The sequence below is a fragment of the Bradyrhizobium sp. WU425 genome, from assembly GCF_021052305.1.
Taxonomy (GTDB): domain Bacteria; phylum Pseudomonadota; class Alphaproteobacteria; order Rhizobiales; family Xanthobacteraceae; genus Bradyrhizobium; species Bradyrhizobium canariense_D.
The window spans coordinates 3,046,811-3,067,878 of record NZ_CP088089.1; the positions used below are offsets into that span (position 1 = coordinate 3,046,811).

A 21,068-nucleotide genomic window follows, 5' to 3' on the forward strand; every position below is an offset into this window, starting at 1 on the left:
GCCATCTGTCCGGCCTCTGATGGTGCAGCGATGAAGCTGCGGGCCCGTATGGGAGTTCGCAGACCGGAACCAAATCATATGCGCCCGATTCCCAGAGTCTTCACTACGCTTGCTCGTCGCGATCTTGGCGGATCAGTTCTGGGCACCGAGAGAGCTAACGGACTGCTTGGAAGCCATAGCGCAAGCGAAGCCGCCTTTGCGTAAAGACCATCGATATCAGCGGCTAGCTGACTACGCCCGACGCCGTGGGCATTAGCAGTTTTCAGACTTACGCGCTGGTGCGTTTATCGGCTCGGACCTCAAGCCCCGGCCGTTTGCGGAAAGGCGGGTAAACAGGGTCTTCCGCTCCTTGGCTCGCTTCATCGTTCGGACCGGCTTGCCAGTTCCGAAAGCCCAGCGCCGGCAGTCCTAGTTCGCGATACAGCTCACCTTGAGGTGCGCGCTGACCGGCTAATCGTGGGCTACACCCTATGGTAAACTATATGTGTGCCCTAGATTGATACCGCGATCGTCGGTGGATCAAGCTTTGCGGTATCAAAAGGAGGCACCGTGAGGCTCCTTTCGCGCTATTATAAGGTGCACGCTGGCTCTGATTTGATACCGCGCCGGGATATATTGATACCGCGTTTTAGTTTTCTCTGCCCCAGCTCATAAATTGTTTGCCCGCCAGCTCGCCCGTGACGTCGCAGCCCCAGAACGTAAGTTTCCACTCGCTGGCATGAGGGAGCTTGCGATTGAACCCGCCTTTGGTCGCGCACTCAATGAATCCGCGGTCCTGAAGCTCAACAAATGCCCGGGATGCCGTTCCGCGGGCAATATTGCAGCGCTCAGAAGCACGTCGGACTGAAAGCCCAATTCGTCCGTTGTTAAATCCGTCGTATGCTCGCGCGATTTCGATCAGCACCGCCCGCGCCGGGCATGTCAGCGACAAATAAACCGGAGAGTCGAGCAGCCAGCGATACAAACGCACGTGGGGTGCATCAAGTCGCTTGTTACGCCTGCGGCATCGCATCACGCGCCTCCTGCCTCAGAATGCGGTCCGTGATTGTTCGCGAGTTCAGGCGTACCTGAAGGGCCCGGCGGGGCTGAAACCGCACCAGTGCCGTTCTGTGGGTCAGCAATGGGCATCAGGACGGCCCGCCGATGATTTCCAGCACAGTTACGCTACTGCGCAACATGTAACGCGCGTGAAACCCAGCAAAGGGAGCACTGTGCGCGTCCTGCAGTGTGTCGATGACGGCGCCGAGCTTGCGACACACGCCGGCTTCCGAGTGCATCGGCAAGTCACCGCCCGGCGTCGGCCGCGACACAACCGGAGATTTCGTAGTCATTGGCTGGCCGATATGCGAAGCTAAGACATATTTCGCGTCTCGGAGGAGAAACCCGATGCGCCTTGTATTGCCTTATCTAGGAATTGGTCTCTGCGCGTCGCTAGCGGCGTGGATGTCGGTGATGTTGTTTTATTGAACTCAGTCCGCCCAAGCGCGTCGACTGGGCGCCCCTTAATGATCTAGGTGTGAGGGTCGTTTCCGTGCGGCTTTTGCAGAATTTCGGCATGTGTCCATGCGCTTCACGATCGCGTAGGGATGGGCGCTCGGACGGATCGCGGCCAAGCTTGGATTGCAGCTCGACGAGGTCGATGAAGACGTCAGCCTGGCGGCGCAATTCGTCGGCGATCAACGATTAATGAGCTAATTTGTCCCTGCGCGGCTGGTCACGCGAGCTGCCGCATCATCAATTCGAATCACGCATTTACAATTGCGACGTATGTAACGTGCAGGGTTATTGGTGTTTTTGAACCGTCCAGAATGACACGGAGACTCTTGGGATGATACCCAGGACCAATCACCGTTCCGTTCTTGCCGCACAACCGCGGCCCCGCTGAGGGATTTACCTCGATGCGATAGCCAATCATAAATTGGCCTTTATTGACAGAGGCTCTTGCATCGCTGGCGCCTGCACCAAATTCCGGGATTGGCCCGACCTGCGTCCGCGGGTCCACCTTGGGCTGGGTCAATACCGACTAGGCCACGGCGTTGGTCGCAGGAGCAGCTTCTTAGCCGTTCCTGCGACCTCCACTTTGAGGCTCCGGCGCTCTGATCCGCAATTGGATTGGCAGCCGGGAGCATGGGGCTGGAAACTTAAGCCTGCCATGTTCGCCCCGTGGCGAAAATTCGTAGCGAGGCAGACTCCGGTAGTTATACCGACTCCATTTTCGGAACGGGGTGTTCTACTGTGAGAACACCGGCGCGATTTAAATACCAACCAATTTCAAGTTGCCCGGGAATGCCGCAGTGGGGCTGGAACCACGCTGCGGCTTTTCCCATGGGCCGACCTTCATTTCGAGGCTTTTTTTGGCAGCTTTCCATCCGAACTCGCTGAGGTTGTGACTGGAAATGCGCCGACTCTGAGCGCATGGTAGGCAGATGCAGGTGCAATGCCCAAAATGCAAGGTGATCGTCGCCATTGGCAAAGCTAAGTGGTTCTTCGACGGCGGCGAATGTAGGGAGCTTCGCGGTACCGTCGCGGGCGATGCTAAGGAATATGAAAAGTGCTCGCTCATCGAAGCTGTGTCGACCGTCAGGAAGAATGCCGCCACCTAAGCGAGCGCCTTAGCGTCCCATGTCGCCCGTGAGCAAGAGCGAACCTCCCAAAAACCAGCCAAAGCGCGGATGCTCCCAGCTGCGTGGTTTCGCCAAGAGACGGCCCCGGCTTTGGGGAGACCTGGGGTTAAGGGGCCGGGGCCGCTCCGCCAGCTCAGGGCGCCGAGCCAGCGCGGATTCATGCCGAATGTGCCCGGCCCGTTCCTTACGGAGCGCCATGAGGTCATTCCCAGGTGCCAACAGCCGCACGTATGTTCCACTCTCATGCAGCTCTAGCCATCCCTTCTCGATGGCGCACCTGATGCCGGCGCCGAACTCCGGGCCGCTTCCCTTGAGCGTGGAGACGAAGGGATAGTTGATCTTCTCAATGTGGATGCGCCCATCCTGGACCGGCTCGATGCTGGCGGCGAGCTCGATCAGCTCGCGGGCTGCGGCTTGTGGATCGGCAAAAGGGCGTTCGGTGACGTGCTTCATCGCTGGAATCAAAACCTCACGTCCCTGCTTGGCCTGACTTGCCCGCGACTGTCATGCCAGTTCGGGACGATATGCACAGATCCTGCCGCGCCGCATCTTGAGCAGACCAGGCGCAAGCCGACGCGGGACCCACGGCTGATCTGGGAGAGTGCGTCGAGTCGCACGCCGACCCTGCGATGGCAGGGGCCGTTCAAGCACTGGATGCTGCAGGTCGCGGCCCGTCAGCCAACGATTCCGCGGGGCTGCCGGGCGGATAATGACCGGACCATATGTTGTATCGGCGAGTGCGCACGCCGCCATCAAGCGGCATCGTAAGTACATCGCAAATTATCGATTCCTGGTAGGTCCGGCCGTGCTCCTGCCACCGGCTGTCGTGGGTGAGGAAGCGCCGTGGACATTGGGAGATTTACGATCGAGTTCCTGCTGGCGGTGGTGGTGATCTGCAAGGCAGCCGCTAACGTATGAAGAATATGGATCGCGAACGCGAGAAAGAAGCACTTAGAGGTAAATTGTCGTATTGGGAATCAGCACGCACAATTCCCGTGACGATAGTGGCTTCAATGTTAATCGGGTCACCGCCGTGGGGCTCTGCGGCTTTTTCCAAGTGAAGGAAAGTGCGATTTTGTCGTCGATTGGGCTATCGATCCGACCTGGGGCCCTGACTCCGTTGCCGCAAACCAAGCTTTATACCCTGACGGCACGCATCCATCTCAGGGCGGACAAAGCAACATGGAGGCAAATTACTTTCGACCTACGCTCAATTCCCTCTTTCCCTCAGTTGATTCATCGTAGAATTCGGTCTCATTCGCGAGACCTGCAGGCTGTAATCGACTTCAACATTTCCCGAGGGCGCTGGGCGAACGAACTCAAGTGTTCTGATGGAACTTTATAGCCCCATGATCTTTGCGTTAGGCGCCGAAGTGAATAGGCAAACGATGCTCCGCTGGCTTAGCTCAGATCATCAAAAGATCCGAAGCGATCGAAAGCAGCTTGAAGTGAGGGCTCGCCGCCTGCTGCAGAGTTACCTGACGGCGAATGAGTGGCAAAAGCGCCAATACTATCAGGCAATCGCCGGCGCGGCTTCTGCATGTCAGCCTGGTATTGATGATCCGAGCTTAAGTAACGAGAAGCTTGCTGAACTAGCCGCTCAGGCGGCGACAAAAGTCGTCCAAGTACGTGATCGGAAAGCCAAGGATGCGCACGACCATTCAGCTGTACTGATCACGGATGCATACGCAACCGTTGCAATCGCCTATCGACGAGCGGCTTCAGCCTACACTGCTGACAAGGAAATGGAGCAGCTGGGCACCGCCGCAGTACACCTGGTCACGATAGCGAATTCATTTATGAATGCGGAATCGGAGCGATCACCGACAGAAATGTGAATGTGGCTTCGGCCAAGCCAACGTCCCTCTTCGCTCTGGCGTATACCTTGCGCAAACCCTTTCTCCTAAGCTGGCCGTAAGGCATTGTTTGTACCGTCGTCACCAACAAGAAAAGGTGGGCGGCATGTCGATTGCATTTCGGATCGTTGTTCTCTTGTTCTCTGCTTACGCCGGTTGGGAAACCCCAGGCATTCAATTCGCGAATTGCGAGAACCTCAGCAACAAGGGCGTTCTCCAACCGGATAAGTAAGGAATGAACAATACAACCCTTCACCTTGAACGTCCGCAACCAAGCCAAGTCGGCGTGCTGACGTCGCGCCGGCCACCGGTTATGCGATTCTCGTCGATGGTCGTTTCAAGACCGAATTTCTTGATCAGGACGCCGCGACTAAAGCGGCCCTTGAACTGTTGGCTAAGTATCCGATGCTGAAGATCGAGATCTACGATGCAGCATCGAAGTCACGGACGCCGGCGAAATAGCCGCTGCGTCGCAACATGCGTGATAACCATGTCTTCTGTTTTAATCTACCTTTAGCTTTTTGCTAACAATCGAGGTCGCAAGGTCGTCGCCAAACGGAGGCGGCTGTGCCTTTGATGAAATATTTCGGATTTGTCGGCAGCGCTCTCGTCCTGTTGCTGATCGCAATCAGCTGGTGCTTCCCGCAGCAGGCGATGGACCCGGGTAACAGTGACGTAGAGCGACCGTCCATAAAGATCAGCTCCGCCGAGCGGGCACCTGAACGGGTAATAATCGATGCCAGCTTGCCGACCATTGTGGCTCCGTCGAACATCAGTCCTTCTGCATCGATGACGTCAATGCAATCTGCTCGGGTTCTGCAGAGCGCATTCTCAGAACTTGACGTTGCCCCAAAACCGGTCACTCCGAAATCAGGCGGCGAGGTCTTGAATCCGAAGCGTGCTGCAAAAGGAGAATCTGCGAAAAAAGTCTCTAACCGTCGAGCAGCGAAACCGTTGAATATTATTCCCGAACCGGCAGCGGGAGCGCAAGTTGCGGCGCCTGATACAAGACTGTCGTTACTGGAAACACTCAAGGAGCGGCTAGAGCAGACGTTTTTCAAGCTGAACTGATGACGGTGCCGACTATAGGACCTCGGCGAGCGCCATTCACCGCGGACGCGCCCCGGCTCGATTGACCGTCTCGATAAATTGCCTCTGAAGATGGCATCCGGCAGCAAATCGGCCCGCTGCGTCACCGGGGCGGCTGGCGCAAGCCCGCACAAAACGGCTTTAGTCCGAAGTCGAATAGCGCCACGTCGGCGGCATCGGGCTCGCGGAAGCAGCAAAACCCCGCCCGCGTAAGCCGCTTCTTTGGAAGGGCGCCTTGTCGTAGAGCGGCAGAGATAGACGTCGCGATGGCCAATCGGCGGGCACGATCGACGGCGAGGGAAGCATTACGCCTACTCCGACACTACGAATCGTGGAAAGACGGCCCCGGTCGGGCGCCTGGGTTGGGGCCGTGGCCGGTCGTCGGCAAGCTGTTGCGGATTCAGCAGAATGCGCGAGCCGGTTCTCCGCCCGGCTGACGATGGTGAGACCGTTTACGCGGGCAGCCCTGCCCAAGGAGGCCTCTGACCGCAGGAACAGTTGATTATAGGCTGAGCTGAGGGAAGGTAACCCTCGGCCACAGGTCTCGGCTCCTGAGCTCGCTTTTGCGAGCCGCCATCGTCGACCTGATTCACATAGTGAAATGCAGATGCGGGTGAGAATGCGGCAACGTCCACATACCGCGACCTTGACGCTGGCAGTTTCTCCGAGGTGCTCCTCCCCAGGTGCCGCCGGCTCTAGTGTTGCGCCCAACGGGACGGCGCGGCCCCTCCGACGCTGGTTGAGTCGTGCCGTCCCGGACCTGGCGATGGTCTCTCCATGGCAGGCGCGCGCCCTGCGCAAGTATTCACATGACACTGGGCACATCCGCCAACCCTCGACCGTTTTGGACCGCCCGGGCGTCTCGCGGAAATCGCACCGGCTCGCAACGGCTGCACCGGGCTGGTGGGATCTCGTCCCGCTCAGGCTCGGGCACTGTCAGCTCCAAAATCGTCCTCAGTCTGACGACATTGACGACGCGAGCTCTAGCCCGGCACGTCGTGCCAGGCGGGAGACGCGTTCCGGTAGTGAGGCGCACGACCAAAAATCACTCGGCGCTTACGAAAATAGGAACGAGGTCTCCGCTTTCACATTCCTTCCGAAGTGCAATCGGGAGCCTCAGCATGGCAGCGCAGATCGTGATGGATCACAGCGGCGACAGCCGCTACTTTTTCGACAATTCCAGCGCTGATGCTCTGGTACAGGCGGAGAGACGTTTTCTGGAGTTCACCGGGAAAGGATACACTGCAGCGGTGCGGAGTAGCCCGGAGGAGGTAACCAGGATCACCACGTTTGATCCGACCGCCGAAGAGACATTGTTTTTTCCGCGCCTAGTCGGTGGGTGATGGCCAGGTGAAGAGGAACTTAGCTCGACTCAGCCGGTGGCCCCTCCGTAGCCTCTCTATTGGGAAGCTCTATGAAGCATCCAAGGACGAGAAATCGATTCACGCTCGTGCGCTACGCCTCCTTCGTTCTTGGCTTTCGCCTCAGCAGAGGGCGGACTTTGATAGGAAGGGATATTTTGATGTCGTGGGATGCGATACTGGGAAGCGGTACCGAATCCGGCGCGGGACGTCCGCCAACGTCAACGAGATAGACGAATACGGGCGGCTCGGAACGGGGCGCTGCTTCGTCCCGTTAGGTGGCTTGGCTCAGGGCGACGTCATGCTTGCCCAGAAAATAGCTCTTGAAACCGACGAGAACCGCGCGTTGAGCATCGCCAACAGCTTTCCGGGACCGCTAGGCTGGCGCCTGCCCAGGCGTCGCCCGGCAGATGCTAGGAGCTCGGGCGTACGCCTTTCCCCGAGCTAAAATTCGAGCCACGGTGTTGCTCATGCGGCGACGCTAGCGCGGCCTCTCGATTGCACCACAACCTCGATGGCTGACGACTGTTGGATCATCTGTCCGGTACCACCGATGGCGCCCATTGCCTTATTGATTCGGATTGCAGCCCTGACCGATTGGCTCTTGAAATCGGCAATACGGGAAAAGTCTTCGTCATCTGCTGCGTAAGCCGCTATTCGGCCTGAGCCGACGAGCCAGGGACTGGGCGTTCGAACGGGAGCTATTTTGTTTCAAACAATGCCGTTCTGCACCTCGTTTTCTTGAACGCAGCCCTGGATAAAAAGGGCTGAAGAGCTGAAGGGCTGCGGCGACGGGCTAGAACAGTCCGCCGCCTTCGAATTGGATTCTCCGTGCAGTGACAGTGCCCGGACGCGCGGGAAAGCTCGCAGGCGGCGCGACGTGAAAGCCTTCAGGGTCGATGGAATTCCACCGCCCGCTGTTTCAGAGAAACTCTAGCCGCGAAGCCTGCCTGCAGCCACGCCATGGCCCGCGTGTGCCCCAGCCTTGCGCGAACTCTCATTTCCCCACCAGGCACTGAACTTGTAAGCTGACGGCGGTCACGACCTCCCGAGAATTTCCTCGATTTCCGAGAACGTGAGCCGGATAGTTTGCGCCCTTGTGCGCCCCAGCTCCCTCGATAGCGGATCGTAAACGGACATGACGCTCGGCTCGTCACGTCGGTCTATCATCGCCGCTTGCGGGGATGTTGAACCCCCGGGCGGCAAGTTCCAGCTCAAGCTCAGTGATCCGCTCGAAGATGCGAGCAGCAATCGCCTCAGAGTCTTCAACGCATAATGATTGAATGCCCCTTGAAGATAGCTCGTCCCTGAGAACCTTCGCCACAAGCAATTGAATTGCCATTGGATCAATCCTAAAAAGACGATCCAACCGCAACCGAAGGGCGAGCGCAAGTGTTTACGTCGTGCTGCCGTGCTTCGGCTAGTTGTCTCTCGGCTCCGAATGCTGAAGCCGCGCAGCTGCTCGCATAAGCTTTTCTGCCGCAGCCCTTAACAGCAACCCGTGTGACCCATCGGGTGTCCTACCCTGCGTGGTCTGTAGCCGATTGGCCGTCTCGCTTTGCTTGAGTACGAGTCTTTAGCCTATCCAGCTTCGATTGCTCCTCGCTCAGACGTCTTTCGACATACTGCCGTTCGAAGTCCGTCAGAGTGGTTTGCAATAAGAGGTGCTAGCGTTGGATATTGTTGCGATGTGCCCGGACCAAATCGTCGTCAATCATCGTCGTCGCCTTTTCCCCTACTGAGACAAAAAACGATTCATGATCAAGCTGGATGGGCAGGCGAACGAGCAACAGCCCGGAGCATCTCCGCCGCACTCTCCATGGTAGCGAGCTTTGGTTTCCCAATCTGTGAACTATTTCACACGGCCTTGCGATTGTCGCCTAGGTGGCAGCAGACATAGTCCAGTTGGTTTAGCGGGCGTGGGTCGGCTGCATTAGCCCGATAACAGCGGTATGGATGCCTAGCACAGTGGGGCGCGCCGGGTCATCGAGCTTGGCTGAAGGCCAGAATGGTTTCTTATGAAGTCCAAGTCGATCAAAAGCGCAGGAAAAAAGCCGTCAAGTCTATGCATCTGACGACTGCGGCGCCAAGGCGTGGCGGTTTGATCACTGCATTTTCTGCCCGAGGTCTCTCAGCAGCGTGTGAAGAAAGTCGCTGGCATGGTCATACTGCGCGTTGCCGTTCGTGATTTGACGGACGCGCGGATCCAATAAGCGGCCAACGGTTTCGGAGCCGAGCATCTCAGCTCTGTCCGACCACTGCTGCAGCAACGTATCGGGTATATCGTCCGCAGATCCGAACATCCGCAAAAGGGAATGTTCGGCCTCGGCCTTATGGTCGTGATGAGCCTTCGCGGCATACAAAGCGAATAGTCCCCGGAAGGCATCACGGGAAACGGCAGGTTTTCCCATCGCAATGTCCCTAAAAAAATACGTTCTCAATGGACGCAAGTTTGACGCCCCCAGTTCGGGAAAAGCTAGAAAAAAACAAAACCCTGTGCTCAACCGTTTTCGAAGAATTTGCCGTTGGACGCTGAGTGCAATGCCAACCCGTCAATGATCTTGACCGATTTTGACGACGGCCTGGTTGGGCATTCGAGGCGCTCTCTGGCTCTTGTTGTTCCCCAGCCGCTCCATTGCTGAAGCGCAAGCCGGCGGAGAGGCATCCTGTACAAAGCCAGCGCCGAAGTTGCGCCGACCGGGCGGCTTGCAATAAGCTTCATTCATTAGATCCGAATTATTTTTGTGGAGTAGCGTCATGTCGAGTGCGATTGAGTTGATTGTGGACGGCTACGCGAGAGTGAAGGACCGCCAGTCGCTTGAAGAGCTGAGGATCCATCGCCGGCGACTTGCCGGAGACCTGAAAGCCTGGGTGGGCTTTGACTGCAGGTTGTCGATTGCGCAGATCGAGCAGGACATCGCAGCAATCGAGGCGGGACTGAAGACGTTGTCGGGTCCGGTCGGCGGCTAAGCTAAGGAGTCAACCCGACGGCGGCGTGCGCGCAAGGAGCCAAGTGCTGCGATCGTTCATCATGGCTGCCCTCGCACTGGTTTGGGATCCTCGTCCGCGCTCAGCCTGACGTCGGAGGAGATTATCGCTAAGCTTCGCGCCGCCGGCTATTCGCACATCCAGGAACTACCAGCCGGAAAGATAAAGACCTACAAGGCCGTCAAGCAAGGCACCGCGCGCTCGCTGATTGGCGACAGCACCTGCCACATGGCAGAGGTGGCGAGATAGCTAGACGGGCAGACGAAGCCAGACGTCTTTACTGGACAGTGTGCCGGTCGGCGTCGCAATCTCCATATCGACGACGCGAAACGAGCCATGACTTTCGTAAACGTAGCGAAGGTGCCAGACGGGGCCGGGTTCCGGCGAGATGGCGAAGTCGTCCAAGGCAGACGCAACGTATCGAACGGCATCGCGTCGCTCAACCGAGGCGGAGAACATCGCCTCTATCAGAGCGGCCAGGTTCATGCCGCCGACCAGCATGGCTCGTGCCGTTTCGTCGCCGTAAGTAAGCCGCAGCGCAGTCACGACTGCCGCAATAGCGTCGGGGTTCTTCAGAGCCACGGTAGATCCGCTTCGCCCAGCAAAACCATAATGCGGATTCCGCCCCTTTCGTGCAACCGGCATCGATTGGGCGCCAACTGTCCCAACGGCTAAATGCCCAGGGCGAGCCGCTCCCACGAAACTCGATCAGCGGAGCAGACGGAAAACTGCGGCTGGAGACGCTTGAGCCGTTCTCACGGTCCTCCGACTCTGAGGCCCCAACGACAGGCGTACCTGAGGGGCGCTCGCCGGGCGTCCCGTGCGGCGAAGGCCGCAGCGGGAGGTTAAATCGCTGCTGCCCACGCGTCGTCAAATGAAGCCGGGTTAAAAACACCAAGGCGGGCATTCTGTTGCGAAGGCGGAACAATTCCGTTTTTCACGGCTGCGAAGCGAGAGGGCGCGGCACAGAGTCCGGGTCATGGTGGGCTCGGTTGAGACCCGGTTACTGGCATTTCCCTGATAGGACCGACTGCGGACGCAAGAGTTGCCTTAAGTCCTCAGCCCCTCGCAGAAATTAAGCTTTCCGGCGGGTTCTTTTTGACTGTGCGGGATTGAGCGCATTCACTCCATGACGTTGATGGAGACGAGCGTGATCAGTTGGCTGCTAGTCATCATAATCGCGGCCAGCGTTGCGGTCCTGATAGCTCACGCGATTGACGCCATCCGTTCCTGAAGCCGAGCGCAGCGACGGAAAGTGGCACCCAATCTGATGACAATTTGAAGGACGGAGCATCACTCGGCTTGCTTGTATCAATCCGAAGCGGAGATACTGTTCTAGACCGACAAGCATTGTTGGCAATCCTTATCGGTCAGCAGCAGGTTTAACTTAAGCAGGACGGCCGCAGAAGCCGAATAGCCTTCAATTGACCAAATTGTTTTTTAGCCTGTGCAGGCGGGGCAGGACACGCGTAGGAGTCCTGCATGTTGAAACTAGTCTTTTTCACTTCGCTTGTTTTCATCACCGGCTCAATCCCATCTGAAGCGCGTCCCTTCCGCAATCAGCAAATCGCCGAATGCAACGTGTCGATGCGGTCGTGTCCCAGGTGGTGGTGTAGCTCGGTAGAGCAAAGCCGGCCGGACGCGTGCCCTCAAATAGCGCTGTAGCGGGCGGGCGGCTTTGCGGTGGTCACCGGCAGTTCTCCGGTAGGATCGGGCTGCGACACGCCATCGCGAGCGAGCCGGAGGGGGCGCGTGATCCGCGGTCGTCCGGCCGGCTGCCCTTCCTCATATTGCGGTTGTGGCGCCGCGCTCCGCGTGTTCGGTCGGGTGATTCCGGAGCTGAACCTTGCGGCGAATTGGCTCCGTTTTCCCCGTACATCGCCAGCACCGGGGATGGTCGCCGCACGCCGCGGCCACGTGTTTGTATTGGAACAGCACGTTGGTGGCGACATGTGGATGGCGTACGACTCCAACTCTGGCGGGCATGCAACACGGGTTCATGCTCGTTTATTGCGCGGATATTCAGTCGTGAATCCACACGCGACCTAATCGAGGAACCCATCGGCTTAATGCGGCGACTCAGCAACGAAGCCTTTGTCTCGGAATTTGTCAGGCGTTCGCGCGCAAATGATAGGGGCCGAATGATGCCCACGTGGCAATACGGTTGCTACTGATTACCGGCTGGTGAGTCTGTGGGGGGATTGGATTTCCGCGCCGACGCAAGTCGGCTTGTGAGCCGGCCGTCGTCGGAGCAACGAGCCATCCCAGATGCTGCGCCATCGTGACGCTCACATTTCTACGACCCTGACTGTGGCGCAAGAGAGCAACACCCCGCACGGCGTTGCGCGAGACTACAAATGTTAATTTGCGCAACGACCGCGAGTCAGGCCACCTCTGTGCAATGAACCACCAAGTACGGAGGTAGCAATGAAGGTCGCGTCGGGAATCGGAGCTGCCGTTTTGTTCCTCATCACGATGAGCTCTGCCGCGTATGCCGCACGCCAACACAGGCCCGGCGACCGGATCTCCTGCTCGGAAGTCAGATACTACGTTGCAAGGTATTCAGCAGCGGTGGCTGAAATGTATGCCCGTAGTCAGGGTGCCACCAACGTCCAGATAGAGCGGGCGCGGCGTTGCTTGGCCTCGAACGAGACGGCCGAATCGGGGCAACAGCGATCCTACAGTGAATGAGCAGGGCCAATGAAGCCGCAGCTGTGATGGCTCAGTGTTATGCAAACGGAGGCGGTTTTCGCCGCCAGTAGGCTTCAAGTAAACCGCGATTGGACGGCGACCTCCACGGAGACGAAGCCAGATGCGGACACAGAATTCTCGACCTGCGGAGGCAATCGAGCACGCAGAGAGCAAATTACTACTGCCAATGAGACGGTGAGCGCACCGTATCACGCTGCGGTTGGTCGAGGCGCCCGTCACGGGATGGCGGGCTTAGAAGTGTCCAGTGGGCGTGCGAAGCTATGGCTGCAGCGCCTCGAGCTTGGCGCTCTTGCCGTCGACTACCTTGAACATAACATAGTGCGGCTGCATCTGCCCGTTCGGCAGGAACTGGACGTCGCCGAACACCGTCCCCTTGACTGGCTTGCCGCGGATCGCCTCCGCAACGGTCTTGCGATCAAGCGACTTTGTCGACTCCACCGCCTGCGCCCACACCTGCACGGCAGCGGCGCCCAACGCGGCGCTCTTGTCGGGAGCGGCCCCATAGGCCTTCGTGTAAGCGGCCACGAACGCTTTACTCTCTGGAATGGTCGTGAACGGCGGCAGGTCGGGGAAGAAGATGTCCGCCGATATCACGCCGTTATTCGCATCGCCGGCGACCTTGAATACCGTGGTCAACATGATGCCGACCGCGCCGACGAAGGTCGACTTGATGTCGGCCTGGCGGTACTGCTCGACCATCGCCGGCAGGCCCGAAGAGTTCGAGGAGTTGGTGACGATAACCGCGTCCGGATTAGCGCCTTTTAAATTGGTGAGCTGGACGCGGAAATCAGTATCCTTGAATGCGAATTTCTCAGTCATGACGACCTGGCCGGAGAAATTCAGCTTCTTGAACTCGGCTTCGACCGCGGATTGGAAGCCGTTGCCGTAGACGTCGTTCTGAGTCAGGAAAGCCACCTTCTTCGCTTTCATGGTCTCGACCACATATTTGGCGATCACGGCAGCGTCAAAGCCGTTCGAGCTGTTGATGCGGATCGCGTACGGATTGGTTTCGCCGCTGAGGATCAGCTCCGATTTCGAGACCGCCGTGATGTCGAGAACGTTGCCGCGAGCGAGGATCGGCTGCATCGCGAGCGTTACTGGTGAGTTCCAGCCTTCAATGACCACGTCGGCCTTCTCGGCAATCATTTCGTTGGCGCGGCTGACACCAACTGCGGGTGTGCTCTCGTCGTCCTTGGAGATCATCGTGAGCTTGCGGCCGAGCAGGCCGCCCTTGTCGTTGATCTGCTGCACCATCAACTTGACCGCATTAGTCACGGTCTGTCCATCGGGGCCGGCGCCGCCGCTCAGCGGGAAGATGGTGCCGACCTTGATGTCCTGCGCCATCGCCGGCATTGATGCGAGACCCGCCAGCAGCGCGAGAGCCAGTTTCGTCTTATGCATGCTATTCCTCCCAATATGTGTCTTTAGGACTTCTTGGTAATACGGCGATAGAGGCCTACGAGACCGGTGGGCCAGAAGATCAGGACCAGTGCGAGCACGGATCCCAGCACGATCTTGTTCCAGTCACCGCCGAGCGAGAACAGGTTCTGCTGGGCGATCAGGAGTGCGGTGCCGATCAGGGGCCCCAGCAGGATGCGGCGTCCGACCAGCACGATGGCGGTGAGCATAAGGACCAGAAAGTAGGATTCGAACATGTCCGGGCCGACATAGGCGCGCTGATACGCGTACAGCCAGCCGGCGAGCCCCGTGATCGGCGCGGATATCACGAATACTGCGAGCCTGATCCGGCGTGGATCGACGCCAAGGCTCGCGGCGAGTGCCGGGTTCATCTGCACCATCAGCGCAGTGGTGCCGAGGCGGGAGCGACGAAAGCGTGCGATGAAGGCCAAAGTCAACACAAGCAGAGCGAAGGCGATCGGCCAGAGATCCTCTTGCATCGCGCCGGAGAAATTCGTGAAAATCAAAGGCAACTTTAAGGGCGGAATGCCGACGATGCCATCGGAACCGCCCACCGCGTCCCAGTTGAAGGCGATCTCGTAGGCGACGACGGCGGCCGCGTAGGTCACGAGCGAGAAAACGAATTCGCGGGTCCGCAAGGTGACTGCGCCGAGGAAAGCAGCTGCCGCGAGGCACAGCGCGATTGTCGTCGCAGCTGTGATCCATCCGTTAACGCCGTAGCTGACGGACAGGTTCGCGGCTGCATAGCCGCCGATGGCCCAGAACACGGTGTGCCCGAGGCTGACCTCGCCGAGATAAGACAGAATGATATCGGCACCGTAGCACATTACCGCGAAGATCGCGATCGTGGTCAGCGTCGAATAGGCAACCGAGGTGCCGCCGAGCAGGCGCGGCAGGAAGAAGCCGATGACGACGGAAGCCGCGATTGCGACCAGGCGCAGGAACGGGATCGATAGCGGCCGGGGGGCTTCGATAGTGGTCATCTGGTCGCAAGCCCCGCGGGACGGATCACCAGCAAAGCCAGCAGTAGCGCAAAGGCAGCCGCCGTCGTGTAGGCGGGCGCAACGAATGCGCCGAAGAAAGCCGTAAACAGGCCGAGCCCGATGCCGGCCGCGAGCGCGCCGCCGATCGAACCGATACCGCCCAGCACGACAACGACGAAGGTCATGATAACCTCGTTAAAGCCCATGCTGGTCAAGATCGGTGAACGGGGCGCAACCAGCGCCGCGCCCAGAGCCACCGCAGAACATTCGAACATGAAGACGAGCAGATAGACCGTCTTGGCGTTGATCCCGAACAGCTCCGCGAGCTTGGGGTCCTCGGCGACGGCGCGGATGACTGCGCCGAAGCGGGTACGCTGCGTGAATACCCAAACGGCGCCATAGAGCAGAATCGTCACGACAAGCACAAGCACGTCCTGCCAAGTGAACCACAGCGTACCAAGATCCACCTTGGCGCGCGCCAATGTTCCGGGAAGGATTTGCGGATTGCCGCCGAAGATCAGGGCGCTTACGCCCTGGAGTACATAGCCCAGCCCGAGTGTCACGATCATCAGGCTGGTTAGGTTCTGGGTCATCACCAGGCGCATCATCGCGCTTTGCATTAAAAAGCCGGTTGCTCCGAGCACCACAATTGCCACGAGGATGGCGAGCGGATAGGGCAGACCAAGCTTGGTGATGGCGTACCAGGTGACGAACGCCCCGAGCATATAGAGCTGACCGTGTGCGAAATTCACGAGGCGCGCCACGCCTAGCAAAATGGTCCAGCCGAGGGCGATGCATGCATAGCCGGAACCGAGCACGATGCCGTTGATGATCTGCTGCGCGACGTTCATGGCGGTGCATCCGCGATCGTGCCGAGGTAGGCCTCGATGATGCGGTGATCGGCCGCCATTACCGCGGCCGCACCTTCGCCGACGACCCGGCCGCGTTCCAGCAGATAGAGATGATCGACTACCTTAAGCGCCGCTTTCACATTCTGCTCGACCAGCAGCACCGGCAGCCCGCGATCGACCAGCAGGCGGATGCGGGAGAGCAGGTCGGTGATCAGTCGAGGCGCGAGCCCCGCGGAGGGCTCGTCCAGCATCAGAACGCGCGGTCCAGCGAGCAGTGCGCGTCCCACAGCAAGCATCTGCCGCTCGCCGCCGGACAGTGCCGCGCCCTTGTGCGAGCGGCGCTCGGCTAGGCGTGGAAAAAAGTCGAAGACCTCCGGGGTGGTGAAGAGGTGCCTGCCGGTCGCGTCGGCCGGGGGACGCACCAGCTCGAGGTTCTCGTCCACCGTCAGTTCGGCAAAAATGTTCTTGCCTTCCGGTACCAACGTGAGGCCGCGTCCCACCCGCTCGTGGGCCGCGAGCCTCTCGATGTTGCGGCCCTCAAGCTGGACCTGACCTGTTACAACGGCGTGGCCGCGTGACCAGCCGGCCAGCGCGTTGACCAGCGTGGTTTTGCCGGCACCGTTGGCGCCCACGAGGCCGACCATCCGGCCGGCGGGAACGTCGATACTAACGCCTGACACCGCAACATTGCCGGCGTAGCGGACGCAGAGATTGTCGCTGCTCAGCACGCCGGTCATTCGTCCCGCCCCAGATAAGCTTCGCGAACCCGGGCATCGCGTTGGATCTCGGTCGGCGTTCCCGTCGCCAGCATCGCGCCCTGGTCGATCATGACGATGCGGTCGGCGATTGACATGATCAGGTCCATGTGATGCTCGATCACCACAAGGGCCAGCCCGCGCTTGCGCAACCCGATCAGGACGTCGGCAAGCTTCTTCATGTCGCCACCGCTAAGGCCGGCGGCAGGCTCGTCCAGCAGCAGCACTTTTGCTCCGGTGCCATAGGCAAGCGCCACCGACAGCAGCCGCTGCACGCCGTAGGGAATGTCGCCCGGAAGCTGGCCATGGTAATGCCGTGGGATGCCGAAGAAGTCGAGTAGTTGTGCGGCGGCGGTCTCGGCGGAACGGCGGGTCGTGGCCTCGCGCCACGGTGCGAAAAGCGAAGTCATCAAATTGGTCGAGAAGTCGCGGAAGATCGACGAAACGGCATTCTGCAGGACCGTTAACTCGCCGAAGAACGAGTTCTGCTGGAAGGTTCGGCGCAGGCCGCGGCTGGCGAGATCAAATGTTTGGAGCGCGGAGACTTCGCTGCTATCGAGGAAGGCACGGCCTCGATAGGTCACGGCGTTGGTAACGGCTGCAAAGCAGGTGCTCTTGCCGGCGCCGTTAGGGCCAATGATGCCGAGGATCTCGTTGCTATGAACCGACCAGCTCATGTCGCGCAGCGCGACCAGCGCGCCGTACTGGACGGTTAAACCTTCGACGCGCAGCACCTCGCCGGCACTCGTGCGGGTTTCCCCGGAATTTGCCACCCGGCTGTCCATCCCTCGTTGTTCTGATCGCAGCGGTGGCGACCGGTCTTATTGGCGGGCAGCTAACGGAGCAATCGATGGGGATCAAATCGCAGGAGAAGCTGCCTCGCATAGGGATCGTATCGCTGACAGACAGCGAAAACTTGTGCTGACTGGTTGCCTTCGACACCCTGGGGTCTAGCTACTGCGAGGCCCGCAACCTGCACGGAAAAAACCTGGTTCGTCGGCAAGCTCCTGCAGAACGGTCGCTCGGGCAAAGGTTCGAGGGACGGTACGGCAAAAGGACACCGAGCGCGCGCGTCGCGAGCCCGAGAATAAAGAAGTTGGGGCACCGCATGCACATCGCGCTTGCAAGACTAACGAAGCCATGATGCGCGCCAGGTCACGCGAAGAGTTCTACGATCTTCGCCGAAACGGCGCGATTGCATCGAGACGGGACGTCGATTGTGATGCCCCAATAACAATCCAGCTATGGGTCCTGGTTTAGCCGCAAGTAGGCCATTGAGGAAGGCTGTCTCACTCGAGAGGGTCATTTCCTTTCGGCTCTTGCAAGAACTTCGGCATGTGGTTACGCGGTTCACGATCACGCGGAGCGGGACGTTCGGACGGGTCGCGGCCGAGCTTGGACTGCAGCTCGACGAGGTCGGTGAAGACGTCGGCCTGGCGGCGCAACTCGTCGGCGATCATCGGCGGCTGGCTGGCGATCGTGGAAATCACGGTGACCCGCACGCCGCGGCGCTGAACGGCCTCGACCAGAGACCGGAAGTCGCCGTCACCCGAGAATAGCACCAGCTCGTCGATTTGCTCGGCGAGCTCCATAGCGTTCACGGCGAGCTCGATGTCCATGTTGCCTTTGACCTTGCGGCGGCCGGAGGCGTCGATGAACTCCTTGGTCGCCTTGGTGACGACGGTGTAGCCGTTGTAGTCGAGCCAGTCGATCAGCGGCCGGATCGAGGAGTACTCCTGATCCTCGATGATGGCGGTGTAGTAGAACGCCCTAAGCAGCGTCCCGCGGCTCTGAAACTCCTTCAGCAGGCGCTTGTAATCGATGTCGAAGCCCAGAGTTTTCGCCGTCGCGTAGAGATTGGCTCCATCGATGAAGAGCGCGACCCTATCGGGAGAGGGAGGTGACATTCTGGTCGAGCCTTTGCCAGCGCGAGTCGAGGTCTGGGAGCAGCGCAGAACCTCGGTCGCATACTCCGGAGCACTATGAAGAATAGCTACCTGAGATAGTCAGTAGCACAATCTGCTTCAAGCTGTATTGGTGATGCGGCGCTCTGGAACTCGGTCTGGCGCGGCAAGTTGTGTCTGGCCAGTGTGGCATACTTTCTGCTTATTGAATCACGCCTTCTGTTTGCTGAAAATCACTTATCTCAAGGGCGCGCGGCACGTCATGACCGCCTGCGAATTTGCTCTCTTTGATTGCGCGATTGCCAAGCGAGGCCGCGTCTGGCGCTGGTCCGTTTCCGACAACCTGGGAACCGTACTTTTACTCGAGACGGAACGAACAAGGCCAGCGGCTCAGTACATGGCCGCGCGCGATGTTTCAGCTGCTCCTGACAACCCGCATCGAAGCCGTACGAGCCGGACCTGAAGCCGAGAGGCCGGATCACTTAGTCTGCGCCTGTCGGAGCTGTCGGATAGTGCGTCGTAAGCAGAACTAAGCCAGCTTGCCGCCACGCCACGTGAACCGCACAGCGTTCTGCCGGACGCCCACCAACGTCCTTCGGAGTGGATCGTAGACGGAACCAGTGTCCTCCTTCGTCATCTATCACCGTCTTGGCTTTTCAGGCTTGTTGAAGTCGCGCGGCAAGCTCCAGCTCAAGATTAGTGATGCGCTCGAAGATCCGCGCACCGATGGCCTCTAACTCTCCGGTTCGCTGAGCTGCCTCAAGCACAAGGCCGCGGTATGTCTCCCGCACGGCCCCGCCCGGCATGGGTGGGAAGCAGCCAAGGGAGATGATCGCCGCGAAATTGGAAACGAGGTTTGTCAGCCATCTCCATGCGGGCGCACAAGCGGGCCGTCCCTTTGTCCAAAAACGACCGGACAAGGGCATGGACTTGCATCTCGTCCGGCGGCCACGCACCGCATGGAAAAATGCCGCGCTCAGTTGGGGACAGAGCGCCCCCAAGTTACAGGAAAACTCGGCAATATGCCCCACGTTCTGGGTGCCGCTTCGGTCAGCCATCTCAGTCCGCAGCACGGCTTTGCCAGCACAGCTTGACAACCTGCTCTCCGGCCTAGCGTACCGCAAGCGGGGAAAGAACCTTACGCGGACCGCCTCGCCAGCTCCGCGAGCAGCAAATCTCGCGCCTGCAAATGAGCCTTTTGGGTCTCGATCACGGTGTCCAGAACCGCAAACGCGATTGCGAGATCGCGTTCCCCTCGCTTTAATTCGGCGATCACCCTCTCTTGCTGGGCGATGTGTTGCTCGCCTTCGCGAATACGTCGTTCGACTTTGATCAAGCGCTCGCGCAGGCGCGGAAATGGCCGCACCCTCCGGTCCGGCTCAAAACGAGCAAGACGCCGTGATCCACACCAAACCTCAACAGGGTCGTCCTCCACCGCGGCGGAGCCAAGCTGTAGAGCTTCTTCCGCGCTAATGCAGTCAATCGCTTGCGCGTCCAATGTGCTGCCCCAATCGTTAATCGCGAAGATAAGGCACCGCATTGCACGTTTCATCCTGGCGCTTTTCGCTCGGCGTGGAACTCCCTACGAGGCGAGAACGTTCCTGCGCTCTGGCGGAGCACGTCTGGCGCGATGAACGTGCAGCACGCAACGTTGGCTTAGGAAATAACGGGTAAACTCCTCGGACAATCGCCCCAGAGCGGCCTGTCGAATGCGATTCAGATGATTGTCGCCGGCTACATAAGGGTGCGGGACCGACGCGCTCTGGCCGACTTACTGGCGCACCGTCGCAAGCTGCTTACAGAGCTGCAAGCTGTGACCGGCATCAATCCGGCGAGCTCGGTTGCGGCCGTCCAGGACGAGATCGCCATTATCGAAGCGGGATTGGAGGAGTTGAGGCCTCCGCCCGGCTCTTTGCCCGAGAACGAGTGGAATTAGAGCTCGCCGTTCAAGCTGCGTCCTTGGCAGTAACCGGGCGGAAACCGATCGCGGCCAGTTATGATGTGACGGGGGACTGCCGATCCATAGACATCAAGACCCGTTTCCCCACACAGAATCGAACCTCTGGTTTCTGATCGAGCGAGAAATGCGCGTAAACAAGATCAATTGGGACAAGGTCGGTCGCGTTACGGAACCGGGCCGATATAAGTGCTTCTTCGGTTTCGTCACTGTCACGCCAGAGGACATCGACGTGTGGACGCGCTTCCCTGAAGCAACGTTCACCTTGATCACGCAACTGCCGAACGAGATGTCGGTCGGCGAAGAATACCGTCTGGGCGCCTTTGACATTGGCACCCCTGAAGATCCACTTGGTAGAAGCATAGGATCAGTACGCCCGAACCTGCTTTTGGGCGTGAAAAGCCCAGCAGCGAATGCCCATCGAGGAACGGATGTCCCATCAGCTTGTGATCGCACCGCGCGACCTGGCAGTCCGATCAGTTCGGATCATGAAGACATCGGGACTGGCGCTCTATCGTGCGAGGCCTGATAGCCCGGTCGACAGGAGCACATTGGAGTGGTACAAGCTG

Annotated in this window: 21 protein-coding genes and 1 pseudogene; 8 read left to right on the top strand and 14 right to left on the bottom strand. The window is 59.2% G+C overall.

Annotation, left to right across the window (positions count from 1 at the left end; genetic code table 11):
• Positions 1-628: 628 nt before the first annotated feature.
• From BcanWU425_RS14405 to BcanWU425_RS14410, 3 genes and pseudogenes are all read right to left on the bottom strand, one after another.
• A complete protein-coding gene (locus tag BcanWU425_RS14405; RefSeq protein ID WP_204511720.1) occupies positions 629-970 on the bottom strand; it encodes a helix-turn-helix domain-containing protein in 342 nt (113 codons plus the stop codon).
• A 157-nt stretch (positions 971-1,127) separates the two neighbouring features.
• Entirely contained in the window at positions 1,128-1,331 is a 204-nt protein-coding gene (locus BcanWU425_RS37695; RefSeq protein WP_445818651.1) for a winged helix domain-containing protein, read from the bottom strand.
• Between the two features lie 179 nt (positions 1,332-1,510).
• Positions 1,511-1,680, bottom strand: a pseudogene (locus BcanWU425_RS14410) (NYN domain-containing protein); the annotation flags it as partial.
• Positions 1,681-2,453: 773 nt separating this feature from the next.
• Between BcanWU425_RS14410 and BcanWU425_RS14415 the strand changes: the two are divergent.
• A complete protein-coding gene (locus BcanWU425_RS14415; protein WP_204511719.1) occupies positions 2,454-2,603 on the top strand; it encodes a hypothetical protein in 150 nt (49 codons plus the stop codon).
• Between the two features lie 9 nt (positions 2,604-2,612).
• Here the strand turns inward: BcanWU425_RS14415 and BcanWU425_RS37700 are convergent, their stop codons facing one another.
• A complete protein-coding gene (locus BcanWU425_RS37700; RefSeq protein WP_409363673.1) occupies positions 2,613-3,077 on the bottom strand; it encodes a hypothetical protein in 465 nt (154 codons plus the stop codon).
• 878 nt (positions 3,078-3,955) lie between these two features.
• On the opposite strand from BcanWU425_RS37700, the gene BcanWU425_RS14425 reads away from it, so the two are divergent.
• The 4 genes from BcanWU425_RS14425 (at position 3,956) to BcanWU425_RS14440 (ending at position 7,378) form a co-directional block, all read left to right on the top strand.
• Positions 3,956-4,462 carry a hypothetical protein gene (locus BcanWU425_RS14425; RefSeq protein ID WP_231190560.1) on the top strand — a complete coding sequence of 169 codons (507 nt, stop codon included), beginning with the start codon at positions 3,956-3,958 and terminating at the stop codon, positions 4,460-4,462.
• Between the two features lie 585 nt (positions 4,463-5,047).
• Positions 5,048-5,551 carry a hypothetical protein gene (locus BcanWU425_RS14430; RefSeq protein ID WP_204511717.1) on the top strand — a complete coding sequence of 168 codons (504 nt, stop codon included), beginning with the start codon at positions 5,048-5,050 and terminating at the stop codon, positions 5,549-5,551.
• 1,139 nt (positions 5,552-6,690) lie between these two features.
• Positions 6,691-6,912, top strand: a complete 222-nt coding sequence (locus BcanWU425_RS14435) for a hypothetical protein (protein ID WP_204511716.1) — start codon at positions 6,691-6,693, stop codon at positions 6,910-6,912.
• A gap of 7 nt (positions 6,913-6,919) precedes the next feature.
• A complete protein-coding gene (locus BcanWU425_RS14440) occupies positions 6,920-7,378 on the top strand; it encodes a hypothetical protein (protein ID WP_377789447.1) in 459 nt (152 codons plus the stop codon).
• A gap of 705 nt (positions 7,379-8,083) precedes the next feature.
• Here the strand turns inward: BcanWU425_RS14440 and BcanWU425_RS14445 are convergent.
• Both BcanWU425_RS14445 and BcanWU425_RS14450 read right to left on the bottom strand, forming a co-directional pair.
• Entirely contained in the window at positions 8,084-8,272 is a 189-nt protein-coding gene (locus BcanWU425_RS14445) for a hypothetical protein (RefSeq protein WP_204511715.1), read from the bottom strand.
• Between the two features lie 763 nt (positions 8,273-9,035).
• Positions 9,036-9,341 (bottom strand): hypothetical protein, encoded by a 306-nt coding sequence (locus BcanWU425_RS14450; RefSeq protein WP_204511714.1) that lies wholly within the window; start codon positions 9,339-9,341, stop codon positions 9,036-9,038.
• Positions 9,342-9,687: 346 nt separating this feature from the next.
• On the opposite strand from BcanWU425_RS14450, the gene BcanWU425_RS14455 reads away from it, so the two are divergent.
• Entirely contained in the window at positions 9,688-9,900 is a 213-nt protein-coding gene (locus BcanWU425_RS14455; protein WP_204511713.1) for a hypothetical protein, read from the top strand.
• Between the two features lie 267 nt (positions 9,901-10,167).
• On the opposite strand, the gene BcanWU425_RS14460 is transcribed toward BcanWU425_RS14455, so the two are convergent.
• The 8 genes from BcanWU425_RS14460 to BcanWU425_RS14500 form a co-directional block, all read right to left on the bottom strand.
• On the bottom strand, positions 10,168-10,500 hold the full coding sequence (locus BcanWU425_RS14460; protein ID WP_204511712.1) for a hypothetical protein: 333 nt from the start codon (positions 10,498-10,500) through the stop codon (positions 10,168-10,170).
• A gap of 2,388 nt (positions 10,501-12,888) precedes the next feature.
• On the bottom strand, positions 12,889-14,031 hold the full coding sequence (locus tag BcanWU425_RS14470) for an ABC transporter substrate-binding protein (RefSeq protein ID WP_204511711.1): 1,143 nt from the start codon (positions 14,029-14,031) through the stop codon (positions 12,889-12,891).
• Positions 14,032-14,054: 23 nt separating this feature from the next.
• Positions 14,055-15,032 (bottom strand): branched-chain amino acid ABC transporter permease, encoded by a 978-nt coding sequence (locus tag BcanWU425_RS14475; protein WP_204511710.1) that lies wholly within the window; start codon positions 15,030-15,032, stop codon positions 14,055-14,057.
• The gene (locus BcanWU425_RS14480; RefSeq protein WP_204511709.1) at positions 15,029-15,883 is read right to left on the bottom strand and encodes a branched-chain amino acid ABC transporter permease; all 855 of its coding nucleotides are present in this window, start codon (positions 15,881-15,883) and stop codon (positions 15,029-15,031) included. Before BcanWU425_RS14480 ends, BcanWU425_RS14475 begins: the two co-directional genes overlap by 4 nt.
• Positions 15,880-16,620 carry an ABC transporter ATP-binding protein gene (locus BcanWU425_RS14485; protein ID WP_204511708.1) on the bottom strand — a complete coding sequence of 247 codons (741 nt, stop codon included), beginning with the start codon at positions 16,618-16,620 and terminating at the stop codon, positions 15,880-15,882. Before BcanWU425_RS14485 ends, BcanWU425_RS14480 begins: the two co-directional genes overlap by 4 nt.
• Positions 16,617-17,411: an ABC transporter ATP-binding protein gene (locus BcanWU425_RS14490; protein WP_231190562.1), complete on the bottom strand. Its 795-nt coding sequence runs from the start codon at positions 17,409-17,411 to the stop codon at positions 16,617-16,619. The genes BcanWU425_RS14485 and BcanWU425_RS14490 overlap by 4 nt, the downstream gene beginning before the upstream one ends.
• Before the next feature lie 516 nt (positions 17,412-17,927).
• Positions 17,928-18,545, bottom strand: coding sequence for a LabA-like NYN domain-containing protein (locus BcanWU425_RS14495; RefSeq protein WP_204511706.1), 618 nt, complete (start codon positions 18,543-18,545; stop codon positions 17,928-17,930).
• Positions 18,546-19,680: 1,135 nt separating this feature from the next.
• On the bottom strand, positions 19,681-20,094 hold the full coding sequence (locus BcanWU425_RS14500) for a hypothetical protein (protein ID WP_204511705.1): 414 nt from the start codon (positions 20,092-20,094) through the stop codon (positions 19,681-19,683).
• 168 nt (positions 20,095-20,262) lie between these two features.
• On the opposite strand from BcanWU425_RS14500, the gene BcanWU425_RS14505 reads away from it, so the two are divergent.
• A complete protein-coding gene (locus BcanWU425_RS14505) occupies positions 20,263-20,478 on the top strand; it encodes a hypothetical protein (protein ID WP_204511704.1) in 216 nt (71 codons plus the stop codon).
• Between the two features lie 148 nt (positions 20,479-20,626).
• On the top strand, positions 20,627-21,028 hold the full coding sequence (locus tag BcanWU425_RS37705) for a hypothetical protein (protein WP_409363672.1): 402 nt from the start codon (positions 20,627-20,629) through the stop codon (positions 21,026-21,028).
• The last annotated feature ends 40 nt before the right edge of the window (positions 21,029-21,068 follow it).